Below are 14,519 nucleotides of genomic sequence, written 5' to 3'. Positions count from 1 at the left end.
TTATTCACGTAAATGGGATTTTTTTGTTGCACGACAAGGCTGTTCCAACACAATCGGGACAGGATGCTACGCCAATATGAACTTGTCGAACGGGTAAAGCGCTACGATCCGCATGCGGATGAAGCGATGATCAACCGCGCCTATGTCTTTTCCGTCCAGAAACATGGCAGCCAGAAACGCGCCAGCGGCGATCCCTATTTCAGCCATCCGATCGAGGTGGCGGGCATATTGACCGACTTCAATCTGGACGACCAGACGATCGTGACCGCGCTGCTGCACGACACGATCGAAGATACGCTGGTCACCTATGAGGAGATCGAGAGCGCGTTCGGCAAGGATGTCGCGCGCATGGTCGACGGCGTGACCAAGCTCAGCAAGATCGAGGCGATGAGCGAGAATGAGCGGGCGGCGGAAAATCTCCGCAAATTCCTGCTCGCCATGTCGGACGATATCCGCGTGCTGCTGGTGAAGCTGGCCGACCGGCTGCACAATATGCGGACGCTGCATTTCATCAAAAATCCCGACAAGCGCCGCCGCATCGCGCGCGAGACGATGGATATCTACGCGCCGCTGGCCGAGCGGATCGGCATGTATGATTTCATGCGCGAGATGCAGCTGCTGTCCTTCCGCGAGATCGAACCGGAAGCCTATGCCAGCATCACCAAGCGGCTGGAGCAGTTGAAGGAAGGCGGCCATGACAAGGTCGACCGGATCGGCGCCGAGCTGCAACTGCTGCTGGCGGGCAAGGGCATGTCGGTCAGCGTGTCGGGCCGGGAAAAACATCCCTTCTCCATCTGGAAGAAGATGCAGGAACGGCACATCAGCTTCGAACAGCTGACCGACGTCATGGCGTTCCGCGTCATCACCGACAATCATGAGGATTGCTACCGCGCGCTGGGCATCATCCACCAGACGTTCAAAATGGTGCCGGGGCGGTTCAAGGATTATATCTCCACGCCCAAGCGCAACGGCTACCAGTCGCTGCACACCACGGTCATCCATCAGGACAATGCCCGGATAGAGGTGCAGATCCGCAGCCGCGACATGCATAACGACGCCGAGCTGGGCCTCGCCGCGCACTGGGCCTATAAGCAGAAGGGCGACGCTACCGACCATCATGCGGCCTGGCTGCGCGATCTGGTCGAAATCCTGGAGCAGAGTCAGGATGCGGACGAACTGCTCGAACATACGCGCATGGCGATGTACCAGGATCGCATCTTCGCCTTCTCGCCCAAGGGCGAACTGCACCAGATGCCCAAAGGGTCGACCACGGTCGATTTTGCTTACGCGGTGCACACGTCGCTGGGCAACCAGACGGTCGGGGCCAAGGTCAACGGGCGGGTCGTTCCGTTGCGCACCACATTGGAAAATGGCGATCAGGTCGAAATCCTGAAATCCGAGGGGCAGGAGCCGCAGCCCGGCTGGCTGACCTTTGCCATTACCGGCAAGGCGCGCGCCGCGATCCGCCGCTATATCCGGCAGAAGCAGCGCGGCGAAGAGATCAAGCTGGGCGAAAAGCTCTATGAAGAGATCGTCGGCCGCTTTTCCCGGACCTGGCCAAGGAATTGGGCGACAAGGCGCTGACCGCCGCGATCAAGCGGTTGAAGCTGGAGGATCGCGCCGCGCTGATGGTCGCGATCGCGACTCATCGCCTGCTCAATTCAGAGGTGATGGAGGCGCTGATGCCCGGCTCCACCAGCGCGGAGGGCATGGCGGAGGCGCATCCGCGCCAGCATGAGCCGGTGTCGATCCGTGGCCTGACGCCGGGTATCGCCTATAACCTCGGCGATTGCTGCCATCCCGTGCCCGGCGACCGGATCGTGGGGGTGCGGCGGACCGGCGAGCCGATCGAGGTGCATACGATCGATTGCCGTTCGCTGGAGGTCGATCAGGATGACGACTGGGTCGACCTGAGCTGGGACAGCAAGTCGAAGGGCGGCACCGCGCGCCTCTCCGTCATCGTCAAGAATCAGCCCGGTGCGCTGGCGGCGGTCGCCAACCTGTTCGGCGCGACCAAGGCGAATATTTTGAACCTGCAATTGGTGAACCGCGAAGGCCCGTTCCACACCGACGTCATCGACCTGGAAGTGGCCGACGCGCAGCATCTCAACCGGATATTGTCGGCGTTGCGGGCGATCGATGTCGTGGTGCAGGCGGACCGGGTTTAGGGCTGCGACGCACGAAGCGCCGTAGGCGTTCCGGCAAAACCTGACGTCACTGTCCCGCGAGCGCGTCCATGATCTGGCGGACGGGGGCGATGTCGTAGCCGGCGGCGGCGGCCTGCGCGGCCAGGACGTCGCCATTATCGCCAGCCCGTGCGCGGGTCAGCGCCCAGAGCAAGGTGCTGCGCGTGCCCGAGCGGCAATAGGCGAGCAGCTTGCCGTCCCCTGCCTGTTCCAGCGCCTGCGCCATGTCGTCCAGCTGCCAGGGGGCAAAGCCGCCATGGGCGACCGGCACGGCGAGATAGGCGATGCCCGCCGCCTTGGCCGCGGCTTCGATCTCGGCCCCGTTCACTTGGCCCGGTTCTTCGTCGTCGGGGCGATTGTTGATGATGAGGGTGACGCCCTGCGCCTTCGCCTCTGCGACCTGATCAACGCTGATCTGCGGGGATACGAGAATGCGGTCGGTCAGCTTGCGGAACATGAGATGCGGTCTCCTTCGGCGCGAGCCATGCGCGCTGGCCGCGCCGGTTTCAAGATATTTGGTGCGCGCAGAGGCGCAAAGGACGCAGAGGAAAATAGGATTTGCATCGCTTAACTTCCCACATTTCCCGCCAGTTAAGACATTAACTTTCCTATTCCCGACATATCGTTACCCTGGATCACGCTGATGATATTGCAGGGCACCCCTTGAACGTTCCCCGGCGAAGGCCGGGGTCCAGGCCCGCACTCTCAACTGGACCCCGGCCTTCGCCGGGGAACAGCTGTTATCAGCGCGATGATGCCCTGCCCACCTCTCGACCTGACGATCATCCTAGCGGCGTGACAGATGATAGGACACATGTAAGCCTGGTCAAAGATAGGGCCGGATCGTCACCAGAAACGCGTCGCCCCAGGCGTCCAGCTTCTTCTGGCCGATGCCGCTGATATGGCTCATTTCGCGGATGGTCGAGGGGCGCTGTTCGGCCATTTCGCGCAGCGTCGAATCGTGGAAGATGACATAGGGCGGCACGCCCGCTTCCTGCGCCAGTTCGCGGCGGCAGGCGCGCAAGGCGTCGAACAGCGGATCGCCGACCGGATTGGCGTCCGCGCCGTTGCGGGCATTGCGGCCACGTCGTTCGCGCTTGGGCGGCATGAGGATGCGGACCTCCTCCTCCCCCGAAGGATCGTGCGGGCATTGGGGCCGAGCATCAGCCCGCCATGTTCGGTCGTCTCCAGCGCGTCGCGCACCAGCAGCGCGCGCGACACCGGGCGTAGCAGCGCGGTTTCATCACCCGATACGATGCCATGGACGGAAATCTTGTCATGGCCGCGTTCGCGCACCTTGTCGTTCGCCGCGCCGGTCAGCACCGCTTCGATATGGCCCGCGCCGAAACTCTGCCCGGTGCGATAGACGGCGGAGAGATATTTGCGCGCCACCTGCGTGGCGTCGACGCTGGCGGGGGCGAGAGGCAATTGTCGCAATTGCCGCAGGTGGCGGGCGGGTCTTCGCCGAAATGGCGCAGCAGGATCGCGCGGCGACAGGTAGCGGTCTCCACCAGCGCGCCCAAGGCGGCGATGCGGGTGCGTTCACCCTGCTGGCGGCTCTGCTCCAGTTCGGCGATGCGCATGCGGGCGCGGGCGAAATCCTCCGCGCCCCAGAAGAGATGCGCGACCGCCGGTTCGCCGTCACGGCCCGCGCGGCCCGATTCCTGATAATAGCCCTCGATGGATTTGGGCAGGCCCGCATGGGCGACGAAGCGCACATCGGGCTTGTCGATGCCCATGCCGAAGGCAACGGTGGCGACCATCACCATATCTTCGCTGGCGATGAAAGCGGCCTGATTACGCGCGCGCACCGCCGGGTCCAGCCCGGCATGATACGCGCGCACGGCGCGGCCGCCCTTGCCCAGCGTTTCGGCCAGCTTCTCGGTCGCGGCGCGGGTTTGGGCATAGACGATGCCGGGACCGGGATTGGCGGCGACGAGGTCGTTCAACTGGCGGGTGAGGCCGTCACGCGGGTAGACGGCGTAGCGAATATTGGGCCGGTCGAAGCCCGAGATGATGAGGCCGTCGCGCGGGATGCCGAGCTGGACGAGGATATCCTCGCGCGTGTGCGCGTCGGCTGTCGCGGTGAGCGCCAGGCGCGGGACATCGGGAAATTCGTCCAGCAGCGGGCGCAGCAGGCGATAGTCGGGGCGGAAATCATGGCCCCATTCGGAGACGCAATGGGCTTCGTCGATGGCGAACAGCGCGACCTTGGCCGCGCGGAGCAGGTTGCGGAACGGTTCCTGGCTGGCGCGTTCGGGCGCGACATAGAGCAGGTCGAGATCGCCGTTGCGCAGGCGGTCCTGCGTCTCGCGCCAGTCGGCGTCGACGCTGGTCAGGCTGGCGGCGCGCAGGCCCACGGCATTGGCCGCGCGCAACTGGTCGTGCATCAGCGCGATCAGCGGCGAGACGACGACGCAGCAGCCATCGAGCGCGGCGGAGGGCAATTGATAGCAGAGCGACTTGCCCGCGCCGGTCGGCATGATCGCCAGCGTCGGTCGCCCCGCCATGACGCGGCCCACCACCTGTTCCTGCACCCCGCGAAAAGCGGTGAAACCGAATATGTCGTGGAGAAGCGTGGGAATGTCGGGCCGCATGGGGGAGCCTTAGCGGTTGGGGGGTGGTGGGGCTAGGGGGTTGGACGATGTTGACGGGAGACTGGGTGGAGGCGCCTTTCCATGAAAGCCGTCTTCACATCTCGTCATGCCAGCGAAGGCTGGCATCTCAGGCAGAGGCGCGCGACGGTATAATATCAAGTTGCATCGATAAGAACCTATAGTCAGTTGTTCCCCGGCGCAGGCCGGGATCCAGTTTTGAGCGCGGGACTGGACCCCGGCCTGCGCCGGGGAACTGCTCTATGGGTCAGCATCATCGCGTTTTGATATAAGTCGCTGCGCAGCCTGATCGCATCTCGCCGGCGCCTGAGACCCCAGCCTTCGCTGGGGTGACGACCAAGCGGCACTGTGAGGACGGCTTAGAAGGCAAGCAGGCGTGGCGCGTGAGACCTTCCCATCACTCCACCGGATCGAGCAAACACCCCCAGCCGGGCTTGAACCGCGCGGTGCGGCTGGCGAGCAGGGGGACGCTGCCTTCCACGGCGCGCTGGTCGGGCAGGTCGGTCAGGCGCACTAGGCCCATGCCCGGTTCCTTGTCGTCGTTGCAGCTGCCCATGGCGCGCCCTTCGACATAGCGGCACGAACAGCCGATGCGTGCCCCATAGGCCGCACCAAGCTGCGCGCGGGCGTTGAGGCTCGTGCCTTGCCACGCGACAAGCGCGAGTAGCGCCAGAACGAGCAGCCCGGCCAATATCCACCATTTGCGTCGAACCACCATGGCCCTTTTCATTCCCATTTAGTAAGGGCGCCGGCTTATGCAGATCGATAGCCGAATCGTAAAGCGTCTTGGACTGGCGCTGGGCGCAGCCTGCGTCGTGGGGGCAGGCACGCTGGTCGTGCGTGCGGCGCCGACGGCCGACCCCGTCTATGCCGTCGCGCGCGACGCGGCGGTGGGCGAAGGCGCGCTGCGCGCGGCGATCGATCCGCTGTTTACCGACGATATGGGCGACACCCGCGCGCTGCTGGTCATGCGCGACGGGGAGGTGATTGCGGAACGCTATGCGCCGGGCTTTGGCCCGGACAGCAAGCTGCTGTCCTGGTCGATCGCCAAGAGCGTGACGGCGGTGCTGGTGGGACTGATGGTGGCGGACGGGCGGCTGGCGCTCGATTCGCCGGTGCCTGTCGCGGCGTGGAGCCAGCCGGGCGATCCGCGCGGGGGCATCACCCTGCGACAATTGTTGCAGATGCGGTCGGGGCTGGACCATGTCGAGGATGGCGAGCCGATCACAAGCGGCGACACGCCGCGCATGCTGTTCATGGGCGGCGCGCAGGACATGCGCGCCTATGCCGAGGCCAAGCCGCAGGCGCATGCGCCGGGCGCGGTCTTTTCCTATTCGACCGGCAGCAGCATCATCCTGTCGGACCTGATGACCCGGATGCTGACCGGCAGCGCCGATCCCGACGTGCGGCGGCGCGCGATGCAGACCTTCATTGACGGGCGGCTGAAGGCGCCGGGCAAATTGCCCAGCCTGACGCCCGAATATGATGCGGCAGGCACGATGATCGGCGGCAGTTTCCTGCACATGACCGCGCGCGACTATGGGCGCTTTGGCGAATTGTTGCGCAATCATGGGCGGTCGCCCAACGGGCACCAGATATTGCCGGAAAAATGGGTCGATTTCATGCGATCCCCCTCCCCGCGCAATCCCGCCTATGGCGCGCATCTCTGGCTGAACCGGGAGGGGGGCGAAAGCGCGTTGATGCCCGAGCTAGCCCCCGCCAGCCTGTTCGGCTGCATCGGGCATAATGGGCAATATATCCTGATTTCGCCGTCGCAGCGGTTGACGGTGGTGCGGATCGGCATGTCGCCGCGCAAGGAACAGCGCGCGGCGGTGCGCGGGGCGCTGGCGCGGTTGATCGGGTTGTTTCCGGGTTAGGGAGACGGCCCCAACCCTGTACCCGTTCGGGCTGAGCTTGTCGAAGCCCAACACCTCTCCCAGTGCAGGAAGAGAAAAAAGGCCCTTCGACAGGCTCAGGGCGAACGGAATTGGGGTTAGAGGTGGAAACGACCCTCGATCACCGTGCGGCATGCGCCGGTCAGGACGACGCGATCACCGGCGAGCGTGCAGCCCAGGCGGCCGCCCCGCGATGATGCCTGATAGGCGCTGAAGTGCGTCTTCCCCAGCCGCGCCGCCCAGAAGGGGGTGAGCAGGCAATGGGCCGATCCGGTGACGGGATCTTCGTTCACGCCGCCGCCGGGCACGAAGACACGGCTGACGATGTCGCTATCTTCTCCGGGTGCGGTGGCGATCAGCATCGTGTCGCCCAGCACCTTGAGCGCGGCATAATCGGGCGTCAGCGCCCGCACGGCGGCGGCGTCGGGGAAGAGGAAGAGGCTGTAGCCACCGTCGCGCCAATGCAATTCGGCCGGATCGCCCCCCAGCCCCGCTGCCAGATCCGGCAAAGATTTGGGCGCCATGTCCCAGGCGGGCAGCGACAGGGCATAGCCGTCCGCTTCGCGCGTGACGGTGAGGATGCCGGCGTGGCGCGTGCGGAAACGGATGCTGTCGCCCCCCTTTTCCGCCATCAGCACATGGCCGCTCGCCAGCGTCGCGTGGCCACACAGCCTCACCTCGACTGCGGGCGTGAACCAGCGCAGCGCATAGTCGGCGTCGGGATCCTCCGGGGTCGGCACGGTGAAGGCGGTTTCGGACAGGTTGTTTTCCTCGGCGATCGCCTGAAGCATCGCGTCGTCGAGCCAGGCGTCGAGCGGCATCACCGCGGCCGGGTTGCCGGTGAAGGGGGCGTCGGCAAAGGCGTCGACCTGAGTGAAAGGCAGGCTGGTCATGGGGCAATCCTATGCGATGGTGCAGCCTCGATGCGCCATCCCCTGCTTTCGACATAGGGCCGCGCGCGCCGGATTGGCCCTCAAGCGGACACGAAATGGGCCAGCCATGGGGGACATGGCTGGCCCGTGTCGCGGCTTTGAGGGGACGTTTTGACCGTCAGTCCGCGCGTGATGCGTGGTGACGCTCCCCAGGCTTACGCTCTGCCGCTCGCCCACCCGCGGGCGATGAAAAGCATATTATCCTAATGCATGCGAGTCGTCTTGGCCTGCGGCGGCGTTGAGCGCACGATTGGCGCGGTTCGGCGCGTCAGTCCTCCGTCAACTCGCCACATTGGGCGCGGTGGAGCAGTTTCTGGTCGGCCAGCACCAGCGCCATCATCGCTTCGACGACCGGCACGCCGCGAATGCCGACGCAGGGATCGTGGCGGCCCTTGGTGATGATGTCCGATGCGGCCCCTTCGCGCGTGACGGTTTCGACCGGGATCAGGATCGAGCTGGTCGGCTTGAACGCGACGCGAACCTTGACCGGCTGGCCGGTGGAGATGCCACCGGCGATGCCACCGGCATGGTTGGCGAGGAAGACGGGGCCGTCATTTCCGGGTCGCATGGGGTCTGCATTCTGCTCGCCGCGCAGGCGGCCGGCTGCGAAACCGTCGCCGATCTCCACGCCCTTGACCGCGTTGATGCTCATCATCGCGGCGGCCAGTTCGCTGTCGAGCTTGGCGTAGAGCGGTGCGCCCCAGCCGGCGGGGACGCCGCTGGCAACGCATTCGACCACGGCCCCGAGCGACGAGCCTTCCAGACGTGCGCCGTCAACAAGCGCTTCCCAGCGCGCGGCGGCTTGCGCGTCGGGGCAGAAGAAGGGGTTCTGGCCAATCTGCGACGGGTCGAAATGGGCATAATCGATCGCATCGCCGCCGATTTCGCTGACATAGGCGAAGATATCGACCTGCGGGATGACAGCGCGGGCGACCGCGCCCGCCGCAACCCGGCTGGCGGTTTCGCGCGCGGAGGAGCGCCCGCCGCCGCGATAGTCGCGGAAGCCATATTTGGCGTCATAGGCATAGTCGGCGTGGCCGGGGCGATAGGCCTTGGCGACGTCGGAATAGTCCTTCGACCGCTGGTCGGTATTCTCGATCATCAGGCTGATCGGGGTGCCGGTGGTGCGCCCTTCGAATACGCCCGACAAGATGCGGACCTCATCTGCCTCACGCCGCTGCGTGGTGAATTTCGAAGTGCCGGGCTTGCGCAGATCGAGCCAGGGCTGGATGTCGGCTTCGCTTAAGGGCAGGCCGGGAGGACAGCCGTCGACGATCGCGCCGATGGCAGGACCATGGCTTTCGCCCCAGGTGGTGAAGCGGAATATGCGACCGAAACTGTTGAAACTCATTCTGCTGCTTCACTATCCCAATCGGAGCCGAACCGCTGCGCCATATAGCGCACACTACCGAAACGGCCAGCCATCAAGCCTTCGACGGTCAGATCGGCGTCCAGTTCCTCCCAATGCAGACCAAAGCCTGCGCCAGCGATTTCGACTTTTTCAAGTTGATCCGCGCTCGCCTGCTCCAGACCTTGCGCAAGGTTGGCCGGGAAGGAAAAGGTCGCGCCGCTGACCAGGTCGATCACGATATGGCCGATTGCCCGATCATAACGGGCGGCGCGGGCGCGCGGCCTGATCGCCAGATCATGCGCGCCGCGCTGCACGGCCTCGTCAAATTGGGACTGGGTCAGCTCACCCATGAATGGCCTTCCACCTTTCGAGCAGATAATCGCGCTTTTCTCGCACGATTTGCAGCGCGCGTCGACTCTCGCGCCGGTCGGCGCCCACGATCCGCACTACATCCGCGCCGCCTTCCGGTGCGAGAAGGGCGATCTTGGTTTCGCCCTCCCCGAACACATGGACGTGGGGCGGTGGGTGGTCGTCCGTATAAATCACAACCCGCAAATTGCCTTCACGCAGGACCGTGGGCACGCGATCACTTATCCAGCGCGATATCCGGGGCGTCTTCGGCCTTCATGCCGATGACGTTGTAGCCTGCATCGACATGGTGGATTTCGCCGGTCACGCCCGACGCGAGGTCCGACAGCAGATAGAGGCCCGCGCCGCCGACATCCTCGATCGTCACGTTGCGGCGCAGCGGGGAGTTCAGTTCATTCCACTTCAAAATATAGCGGAAATCGCCGATGCCGCTGGCGGCCAGCGTCTTGATTGGGCCGGCGGAGATCGCGTTGACGCGGATATTTTCCGGACCCAGGTCCATCGCCAGATATTTGACGCTGGTTTCCAGTGCCGCCTTCGCCACGCCCATGACGTTATAATGGGGGATGACCTTTTCCGCGCCGTAATAAGACAGCGTCAGGATACTGCCGCCGTTCGGCATCAAAGCGCGGGCGCGCTTCGTCATTGCCACAAAACTGTAAGCAGACACGTTCATGGTCAGCAGGAAGTTTTCCAGGCTCGTGTCGACGTAGAGGCCGCGCAGTTCGTTCTTGTCGGAAAAGCCGATGGCGTGGACGACGAAATCGAGCGTGCCCCAGCGGGCTTCGATTTCGGCGAAGGCCGCGTCGAGCTTGTCCATGTCGGTGACGTCGCAGTCGATCAGGAAGTCCGAGCCGACCTGTTCCGCGAGTGGCCGCACGCGCTTAGCCAGCGCGTCGCCCTGGTAGGAGAAGGCCAGTTCCGCGCCCTGTGCGTGCAATTGCCGGGCAATGCCCCAGGCGAGCGACTTGTCGTTCGCCAGCCCCATGATGAGGCCGCGCTTTCCTGCCATCAAGCCGTTCATATCGTCTTTCCGTTCCCTTAAGTCTTCGTCGCTTCGTCCAGTTCCTCTTCGGGAAATTCCGCCAGCGCCGCATTCAATTCCGCGCCAATTACCACGCCAAGCCCCACGAGAAAGAAAAAAATGAGGGTAATCATCACGCCCGCCAGGCTGCCATAGGTCCGACCATAGCCGCCCAGTAGCGACAAGGTGGGCGGCAACAACAGGACGGTGGCGTACCACCAGAGCGAGGTCGCCACCGCGCCGGGCCATTTGGGGAAGCGGCGCGCCTTGTAGGCGGTGGGCGTCAGCGCCGCGAACAGCGACCATAAGGCGAGGCAGGTTATCCCCATCGGCACCAGCTTGGCAGAGGCGACCAGACCGATGGCTTCGTCCGCCCAGGGCAGGATATTGTGGAGAAACTGGTCGAGGCCGGTGATCGCGACCTGCAAGGAGAAGGCGAACATCAGGGCGAAGACGCTGGAAAGCGTGATGCCGATCGCGCCCAGGCGGTAGCGCCAGAAGGGCTTGGTGCTTTTCGTGCCATAGGCGCGGCGCAAAATGTCGCGGATGGTTTCGATGAGGCTGCCCACGGTCCAAAGGCCGACCAGGCCGCCCAGCCACAATAATGGCCCGCTGCGCGCGGTCAGGACGTCGCCGATCGGCTGGCGCACGACGTCGGCCACACCGCGCGGCACGGTGGTGAGGAAGGCGTTGACCGCCTGAACGCCATCATGGGTGCGGCCGAAGATGCTCGCCACCGCCGCCGCCACGATGAAGAAGGGGAACAGCGTCATCAGCGAAAGATAGGCGAGATTGCCCGCGTGGATGAAGCCGTCGCTATAGGTGCCGACCGCGACGCGCTTCACCACCTCGAATATCTGCGATCCCGGCCGCACCCGGTCCATCTGCCGATTGAACCGCGCGCGCGCGCCATGGCCCACCTGACGACGGGATTCGGGCGACAGGGGCGAAGGCATGGGCATCGGCGGGCTAACGCATCACACGCCCAGATGGGCGCGCACAGGCCGTTCGTCCTGCCAATTTTCCACCAGCGCTTTGATCGCGGGATCGTCGGCCGGCACGTCGATCTGGAGCGTGACGAGCTGGTCGCCACGCTGACCGTCCTTGCCGGTGAAGCCCTTGCCGCGCAGGCGCAGCGTCTTGCCCGATGTCGCGCCTGCGGTGACGCCCAGCATCACCGGGCCGTCGACGGTCGGCACCTTGACCTTGCCGCCCTTCACCGCCTCATCCAGCGTGATCGGCAGGTTAAGCAGGACATTGTCGCCATCCCGGGTGAAATAGGCATGCGGCTTTACGTCGATCGTGACGATCGCGTCGCCCGCCCCGCCCGGTCCCGCCTGCCCCTTGCCCGACAGGCGCATCTGCGTGCCGTTTTCCACCCCGGCGGGCAGTTTCAGGTCGATGGTCTTGCCATCCTGCAAGGTGATCCGCTGCGGCGCCAGCGTCGCGGCGTCCACGAACTGCACGGCCAGACGATAGGCGACGTTCGCGCCCTTTTGCGGTGGCGCCTGTCGGCCGAACCCGCCGCCAAAGCCCGCGCCCCCGCCCCCGCGACGACCCGCGCCGCCGAACAGACCTTCGAAAATATCGCCGAAATCCGCGCCGCCGGATTCGAAGCCGCCACCATGGCCGCGCGGACCACCGCCACCGCCACCAAAGCCGAAGGGCGCGGCCGGATTGCCGTCGCCATCGATCTCGCCCCGGTCGAAACGGGCGCGCTTGTCCTTGTCGGACAACAGGTCGTAGGCGTTGGTGGCGGCGGAAAATTTCTCCGCGGCCTTGGGATTATCCTTGTTCTTGTCGGGATGCAGCTCCTTGGCGAGCTTGCGATAGGCGGATTTGATCTCCGCCTCGGTTGCGCTGCGGGTCACGCCAAGAATGGAATAGGGATCGGCCATCATCTTACCTGTTGCACAAAAGCATCACTTGACGACTATGTGGACGATGCTGCGCCGACATTCAAGACAAGTCGACCGTCGTCCCCGGCGGAAGGCGGCTTATCGACAGCGACGCGGCCACCGCCTAAAGACCGGGGATGACCGATCCCTTTGCCTTGTTCGACGAATGGTATGCGCAGGCGCGCGAAACCGAGATCAACGATAGCAACGCCATGGCGCTGGCCACGGCGGACGCGCGCGGGCGGCCCTCCGTGCGCATGGTGCTGCTGAAAGGGCATGGCCCGGACGGCTTCCTGTTCTACACCAATTTCGAAGGGCGCAAGGCGGGCGAGTTGATCGCGAATCCGCACGCCGCGCTGCTGCTCCACTGGAAATCGCTGCGCCGCCAGATCCGTGTCGAAGGATCGGTCGGCCCGGTCGACGACGCTACGGCCGACGCCTATTTCGCCACGCGCGGCCGCGACAGCCAGCTGGGGGCCTGGGCGTCCGACCAGTCCCGCCCCCTGCCCGACCGACAGACCTTCATGGACCGGTTCGATCAGGCGAGCGCCCGGTTCGAAGGCGGCCCGGTGCCGCGCCCGCCCCATTGGTCGGGCTTTCGTCTGACACCCGAGAGGATCGAGTTCTGGCAGGATCGCGAACATCGGCTGCACGAACGGCGCCTGTTCGCACGCACCTTCGAAATATCCGGAACGGACTGGTCCGAAGGTCTGCTCTACCCCTGACGATCGGCAGGCGGGGCGTGGAAAGACGGGGCTGCTTCGTCTTCCCTTATACGACCGACCCCAAGCGACGGGATGCGCGCCGATTGCGGGCTTCCCCAGCGCCTGTTAGGTGTCGGCTGCCTAGACGATTAACGGAACGGGCGCGGATGCGGCCCGGAGGAACTTGATGCGAAATAGACTGACAGCCTTCATCCTCATCGGCATGGTCATGGGGGTCCTGACCGGCTTCGTGGCCAATCTCTGGGTCGGCGGCGACGAAACGCTGGCAAAGGATGTGGCGGGATATTTCCACCTGCTGGCCGACATCTTCCTGCACCTCATCAAGATGATCATCGCGCCGCTGGTCTTTTCCACGCTGGTGGCGGGCATCGCCCATATGGGCGACAGCGCGGCGCTGGGGCGGATCGGCGGGCGGGCGCTCGCCTGGTTCATCATCGCCAGCCTGATATCGCTGACACTGGGCCTGATCTTCGTCAATTTCTTCGCGCCGGGCGAAGGGCTGAACCTGGTCCGGTCGGGCGCGGACGCAGGCGTCAATACCGAAGCGCTCAATTTCCGCGACTTCATCCTGCATGTCTTCCCGACGTCGATGATCGGCGCGATGGCCGAAAACCAGATCCTGCAAATCGTCGTCTTCTCGCTGTTCGTGGGCGTCGGCCTGACCGCGATCGGCGAGAAGGGCAAGCCGATCATCACCTTGATCGAGGCGATGGTCGAACTGATGTTGCAGGTGACGGGCTATGTCATGCGCGTTGCCCCCTTCGCGGTGTTCGGCGCGCTCGCCTCGTCGGTGACGGTGCAGGGGCTGGGCGTGCTCAAGACCTATGGCGCGCTGGTGGGCGAATTCTACATCGCGCTCTTCTGCCTGTGGCTGCTGCTGTTCGGCGCGGGATCGATTTTCCTGGGCAAGCGGATGTTCACGCTGATCCGCTATGTTCGTGAACCGATCCTGATCGCCTTTTCCACCGCCTCGTCCGAGGCCGCCTATCCCAAGATGCTGGAGCAGCTCGATCGCTTCGGCATCCCGCGCCGCATCTACAGCTTCGTGCTGCCGCTGGGCTATTCGTTCAACCTCGACGGGTCGATGATGTATTCGACCTTTGCGACGATCTTCATCGCGCAGGCCTATGGCATCGACCTGCCGATCGCGACGCAGATCACCATATTGCTGGTCCTGATGGTGACCAGCAAGGGCATCGCCGCGGTGCCGCGCGCGTCGCTGGTGGTGGTCGCCGCGACACTGGGCCAGTTCGATCTGCCGGTCGAGGGTATCGCCTTCATCCTGGCGGTCGACCACTTCATGGACATGGGCCGCACCGCGACCAACGTGCTGGGCAATGCGATCGCCACGTCGGTCATCACCAAATGGGAAGGAATGCTGGAGGTCGAGGAGCCGATCGACGTGCCCCATCCCAAGGCCCCGGCGCATAGTGTGGCGCAGGGTCGTGCGGGCCTGGAACTCGCGCCCGACATGGTGGACGACGACCGGAAGGCGTGACGGCGCGCGCTCTTAGGAGTTCGTCG

12 protein-coding genes and 2 pseudogenes are annotated in these 14,519 nt (G+C 64.7%); 4 read left to right on the top strand and 10 right to left on the bottom strand.

The window, feature by feature from the left end:
• Nucleotides 1-63 precede the first annotated feature (63 nt).
• Nucleotides 64-2,168: pseudogene (locus U5A82_RS06845) on the top strand (RelA/SpoT family protein).
• A 46-nt stretch (nt 2,169-2,214) separates the two neighbouring features.
• Here U5A82_RS06845 and U5A82_RS06840 read toward each other — a convergent pair.
• From U5A82_RS06840 to U5A82_RS06830, 3 genes and pseudogenes are all read right to left on the bottom strand, one after another.
• On the bottom strand, nt 2,215-2,643 hold the full coding sequence (locus U5A82_RS06840; RefSeq protein WP_326289656.1) for a protein tyrosine phosphatase family protein: 429 nt from the start codon (nt 2,641-2,643) through the stop codon (nt 2,215-2,217).
• A gap of 369 nt (nt 2,644-3,012) precedes the next feature.
• A pseudogene (gene recQ, locus U5A82_RS06835) lies at nt 3,013-4,783 on the bottom strand (DNA helicase RecQ).
• Nucleotides 4,784-5,198: 415 nt separating this feature from the next.
• Entirely contained in the window at nt 5,199-5,519 is a 321-nt protein-coding gene (locus U5A82_RS06830) for a hypothetical protein (protein ID WP_326289654.1), read from the bottom strand.
• Nucleotides 5,520-5,556: 37 nt separating this feature from the next.
• Between U5A82_RS06830 and U5A82_RS06825 the strand changes: the two genes are divergently transcribed.
• Nucleotides 5,557-6,678 (top strand): serine hydrolase domain-containing protein, encoded by a 1,122-nt coding sequence (locus U5A82_RS06825; protein WP_326289653.1) that lies wholly within the window; start codon nt 5,557-5,559, stop codon nt 6,676-6,678.
• 116 nt (nt 6,679-6,794) lie between these two features.
• On the opposite strand, the gene U5A82_RS06820 is transcribed toward U5A82_RS06825, so the two are convergent.
• The 7 genes from U5A82_RS06820 to U5A82_RS06790 form a co-directional block, all read right to left on the bottom strand.
• Complete coding sequence (locus U5A82_RS06820; protein WP_326289651.1) at nt 6,795-7,589, bottom strand: PhzF family phenazine biosynthesis protein; 795 nt, start codon at nt 7,587-7,589, stop codon at nt 6,795-6,797.
• 307 nt (nt 7,590-7,896) lie between these two features.
• Nucleotides 7,897-8,979, bottom strand: coding sequence for a chorismate synthase (gene aroC, locus U5A82_RS06815; protein WP_326289649.1), 1,083 nt, complete (start codon nt 8,977-8,979; stop codon nt 7,897-7,899).
• Entirely contained in the window at nt 8,976-9,329 is a 354-nt protein-coding gene (locus tag U5A82_RS06810) for a DUF2442 domain-containing protein (RefSeq protein ID WP_326289647.1), read from the bottom strand. The genes aroC and U5A82_RS06810 overlap by 4 nt, the downstream gene beginning before the upstream one ends.
• Nucleotides 9,322-9,561, bottom strand: coding sequence for a DUF4160 domain-containing protein (locus U5A82_RS06805; RefSeq protein WP_326289645.1), 240 nt, complete (start codon nt 9,559-9,561; stop codon nt 9,322-9,324). Before U5A82_RS06805 ends, U5A82_RS06810 begins: the two co-directional genes overlap by 8 nt.
• Nucleotides 9,562-9,565: 4 nt before the next feature.
• On the bottom strand, nt 9,566-10,372 hold the full coding sequence (gene fabI / locus U5A82_RS06800; protein ID WP_326289643.1) for an enoyl-ACP reductase FabI: 807 nt from the start codon (nt 10,370-10,372) through the stop codon (nt 9,566-9,568).
• 17 nt (nt 10,373-10,389) lie between these two features.
• Nucleotides 10,390-11,334, bottom strand: coding sequence for a YihY/virulence factor BrkB family protein (locus U5A82_RS06795; protein ID WP_326289641.1), 945 nt, complete (start codon nt 11,332-11,334; stop codon nt 10,390-10,392).
• Nucleotides 11,335-11,349: 15 nt separating this feature from the next.
• Nucleotides 11,350-12,270: a J domain-containing protein gene (locus U5A82_RS06790; protein ID WP_326292869.1), complete on the bottom strand. Its 921-nt coding sequence runs from the start codon at nt 12,268-12,270 to the stop codon at nt 11,350-11,352.
• 137 nt (nt 12,271-12,407) lie between these two features.
• Here U5A82_RS06790 and pdxH point away from each other — a divergent pair, with 137 nt between their 5' ends.
• Nucleotides 12,408-12,995, top strand: a complete 588-nt coding sequence (pdxH, locus tag U5A82_RS06785; RefSeq protein ID WP_326289639.1) for a pyridoxamine 5'-phosphate oxidase — start codon at nt 12,408-12,410, stop codon at nt 12,993-12,995.
• A 166-nt stretch (nt 12,996-13,161) separates the two neighbouring features.
• Nucleotides 13,162-14,493, top strand: coding sequence for a dicarboxylate/amino acid:cation symporter (locus U5A82_RS06780; RefSeq protein WP_326289637.1), 1,332 nt, complete (start codon nt 13,162-13,164; stop codon nt 14,491-14,493).
• Nucleotides 14,494-14,519 lie beyond the last annotated feature (26 nt).

Source organism: Sphingobium sp. CR2-8, assembly GCF_035818615.1.
Taxonomy (GTDB): Bacteria; Pseudomonadota; Alphaproteobacteria; order Sphingomonadales; family Sphingomonadaceae; genus Sphingobium.
Note: the sequence above shows the minus strand (reverse complement) of the source record. Positions and strands in the feature narration are given on the sequence as shown.

Coding starts and splice junctions, on each gene's coding strand:
- U5A82_RS06820 (WP_326289651.1), bottom strand. CDS start 7,589: ATGACCAGCCTGCCTTTCACTCAGGTCGACGCCTTTGCCGACGCCCCC.
- aroC (WP_326289649.1), bottom strand. CDS start 8,979: ATGAGTTTCAACAGTTTCGGTCGCATATTCCGCTTCACCACCTGGGGC.
- pdxH (WP_326289639.1), top strand. CDS start 12,408: ATGACCGATCCCTTTGCCTTGTTCGACGAATGGTATGCGCAGGCGCGC.
- U5A82_RS06790 (WP_326292869.1), bottom strand. CDS start 12,270: ATGGCCGATCCCTATTCCATTCTTGGCGTGACCCGCAGCGCAACCGAG.
- U5A82_RS06780 (WP_326289637.1), top strand. CDS start 13,162: ATGCGAAATAGACTGACAGCCTTCATCCTCATCGGCATGGTCATGGGG.
- U5A82_RS06795 (WP_326289641.1), bottom strand. CDS start 11,334: ATGCCCATGCCTTCGCCCCTGTCGCCCGAATCCCGTCGTCAGGTGGGC.
- U5A82_RS06830 (WP_326289654.1), bottom strand. CDS start 5,519: ATGGTGGTTCGACGCAAATGGTGGATATTGGCCGGGCTGCTCGTTCTG.
- fabI (WP_326289643.1), bottom strand. CDS start 10,372: ATGAACGGCTTGATGGCAGGAAAGCGCGGCCTCATCATGGGGCTGGCG.
- U5A82_RS06825 (WP_326289653.1), top strand. CDS start 5,557: ATGCAGATCGATAGCCGAATCGTAAAGCGTCTTGGACTGGCGCTGGGC.
- U5A82_RS06840 (WP_326289656.1), bottom strand. CDS start 2,643: ATGTTCCGCAAGCTGACCGACCGCATTCTCGTATCCCCGCAGATCAGC.
- U5A82_RS06810 (WP_326289647.1), bottom strand. CDS start 9,329: ATGGGTGAGCTGACCCAGTCCCAATTTGACGAGGCCGTGCAGCGCGGC.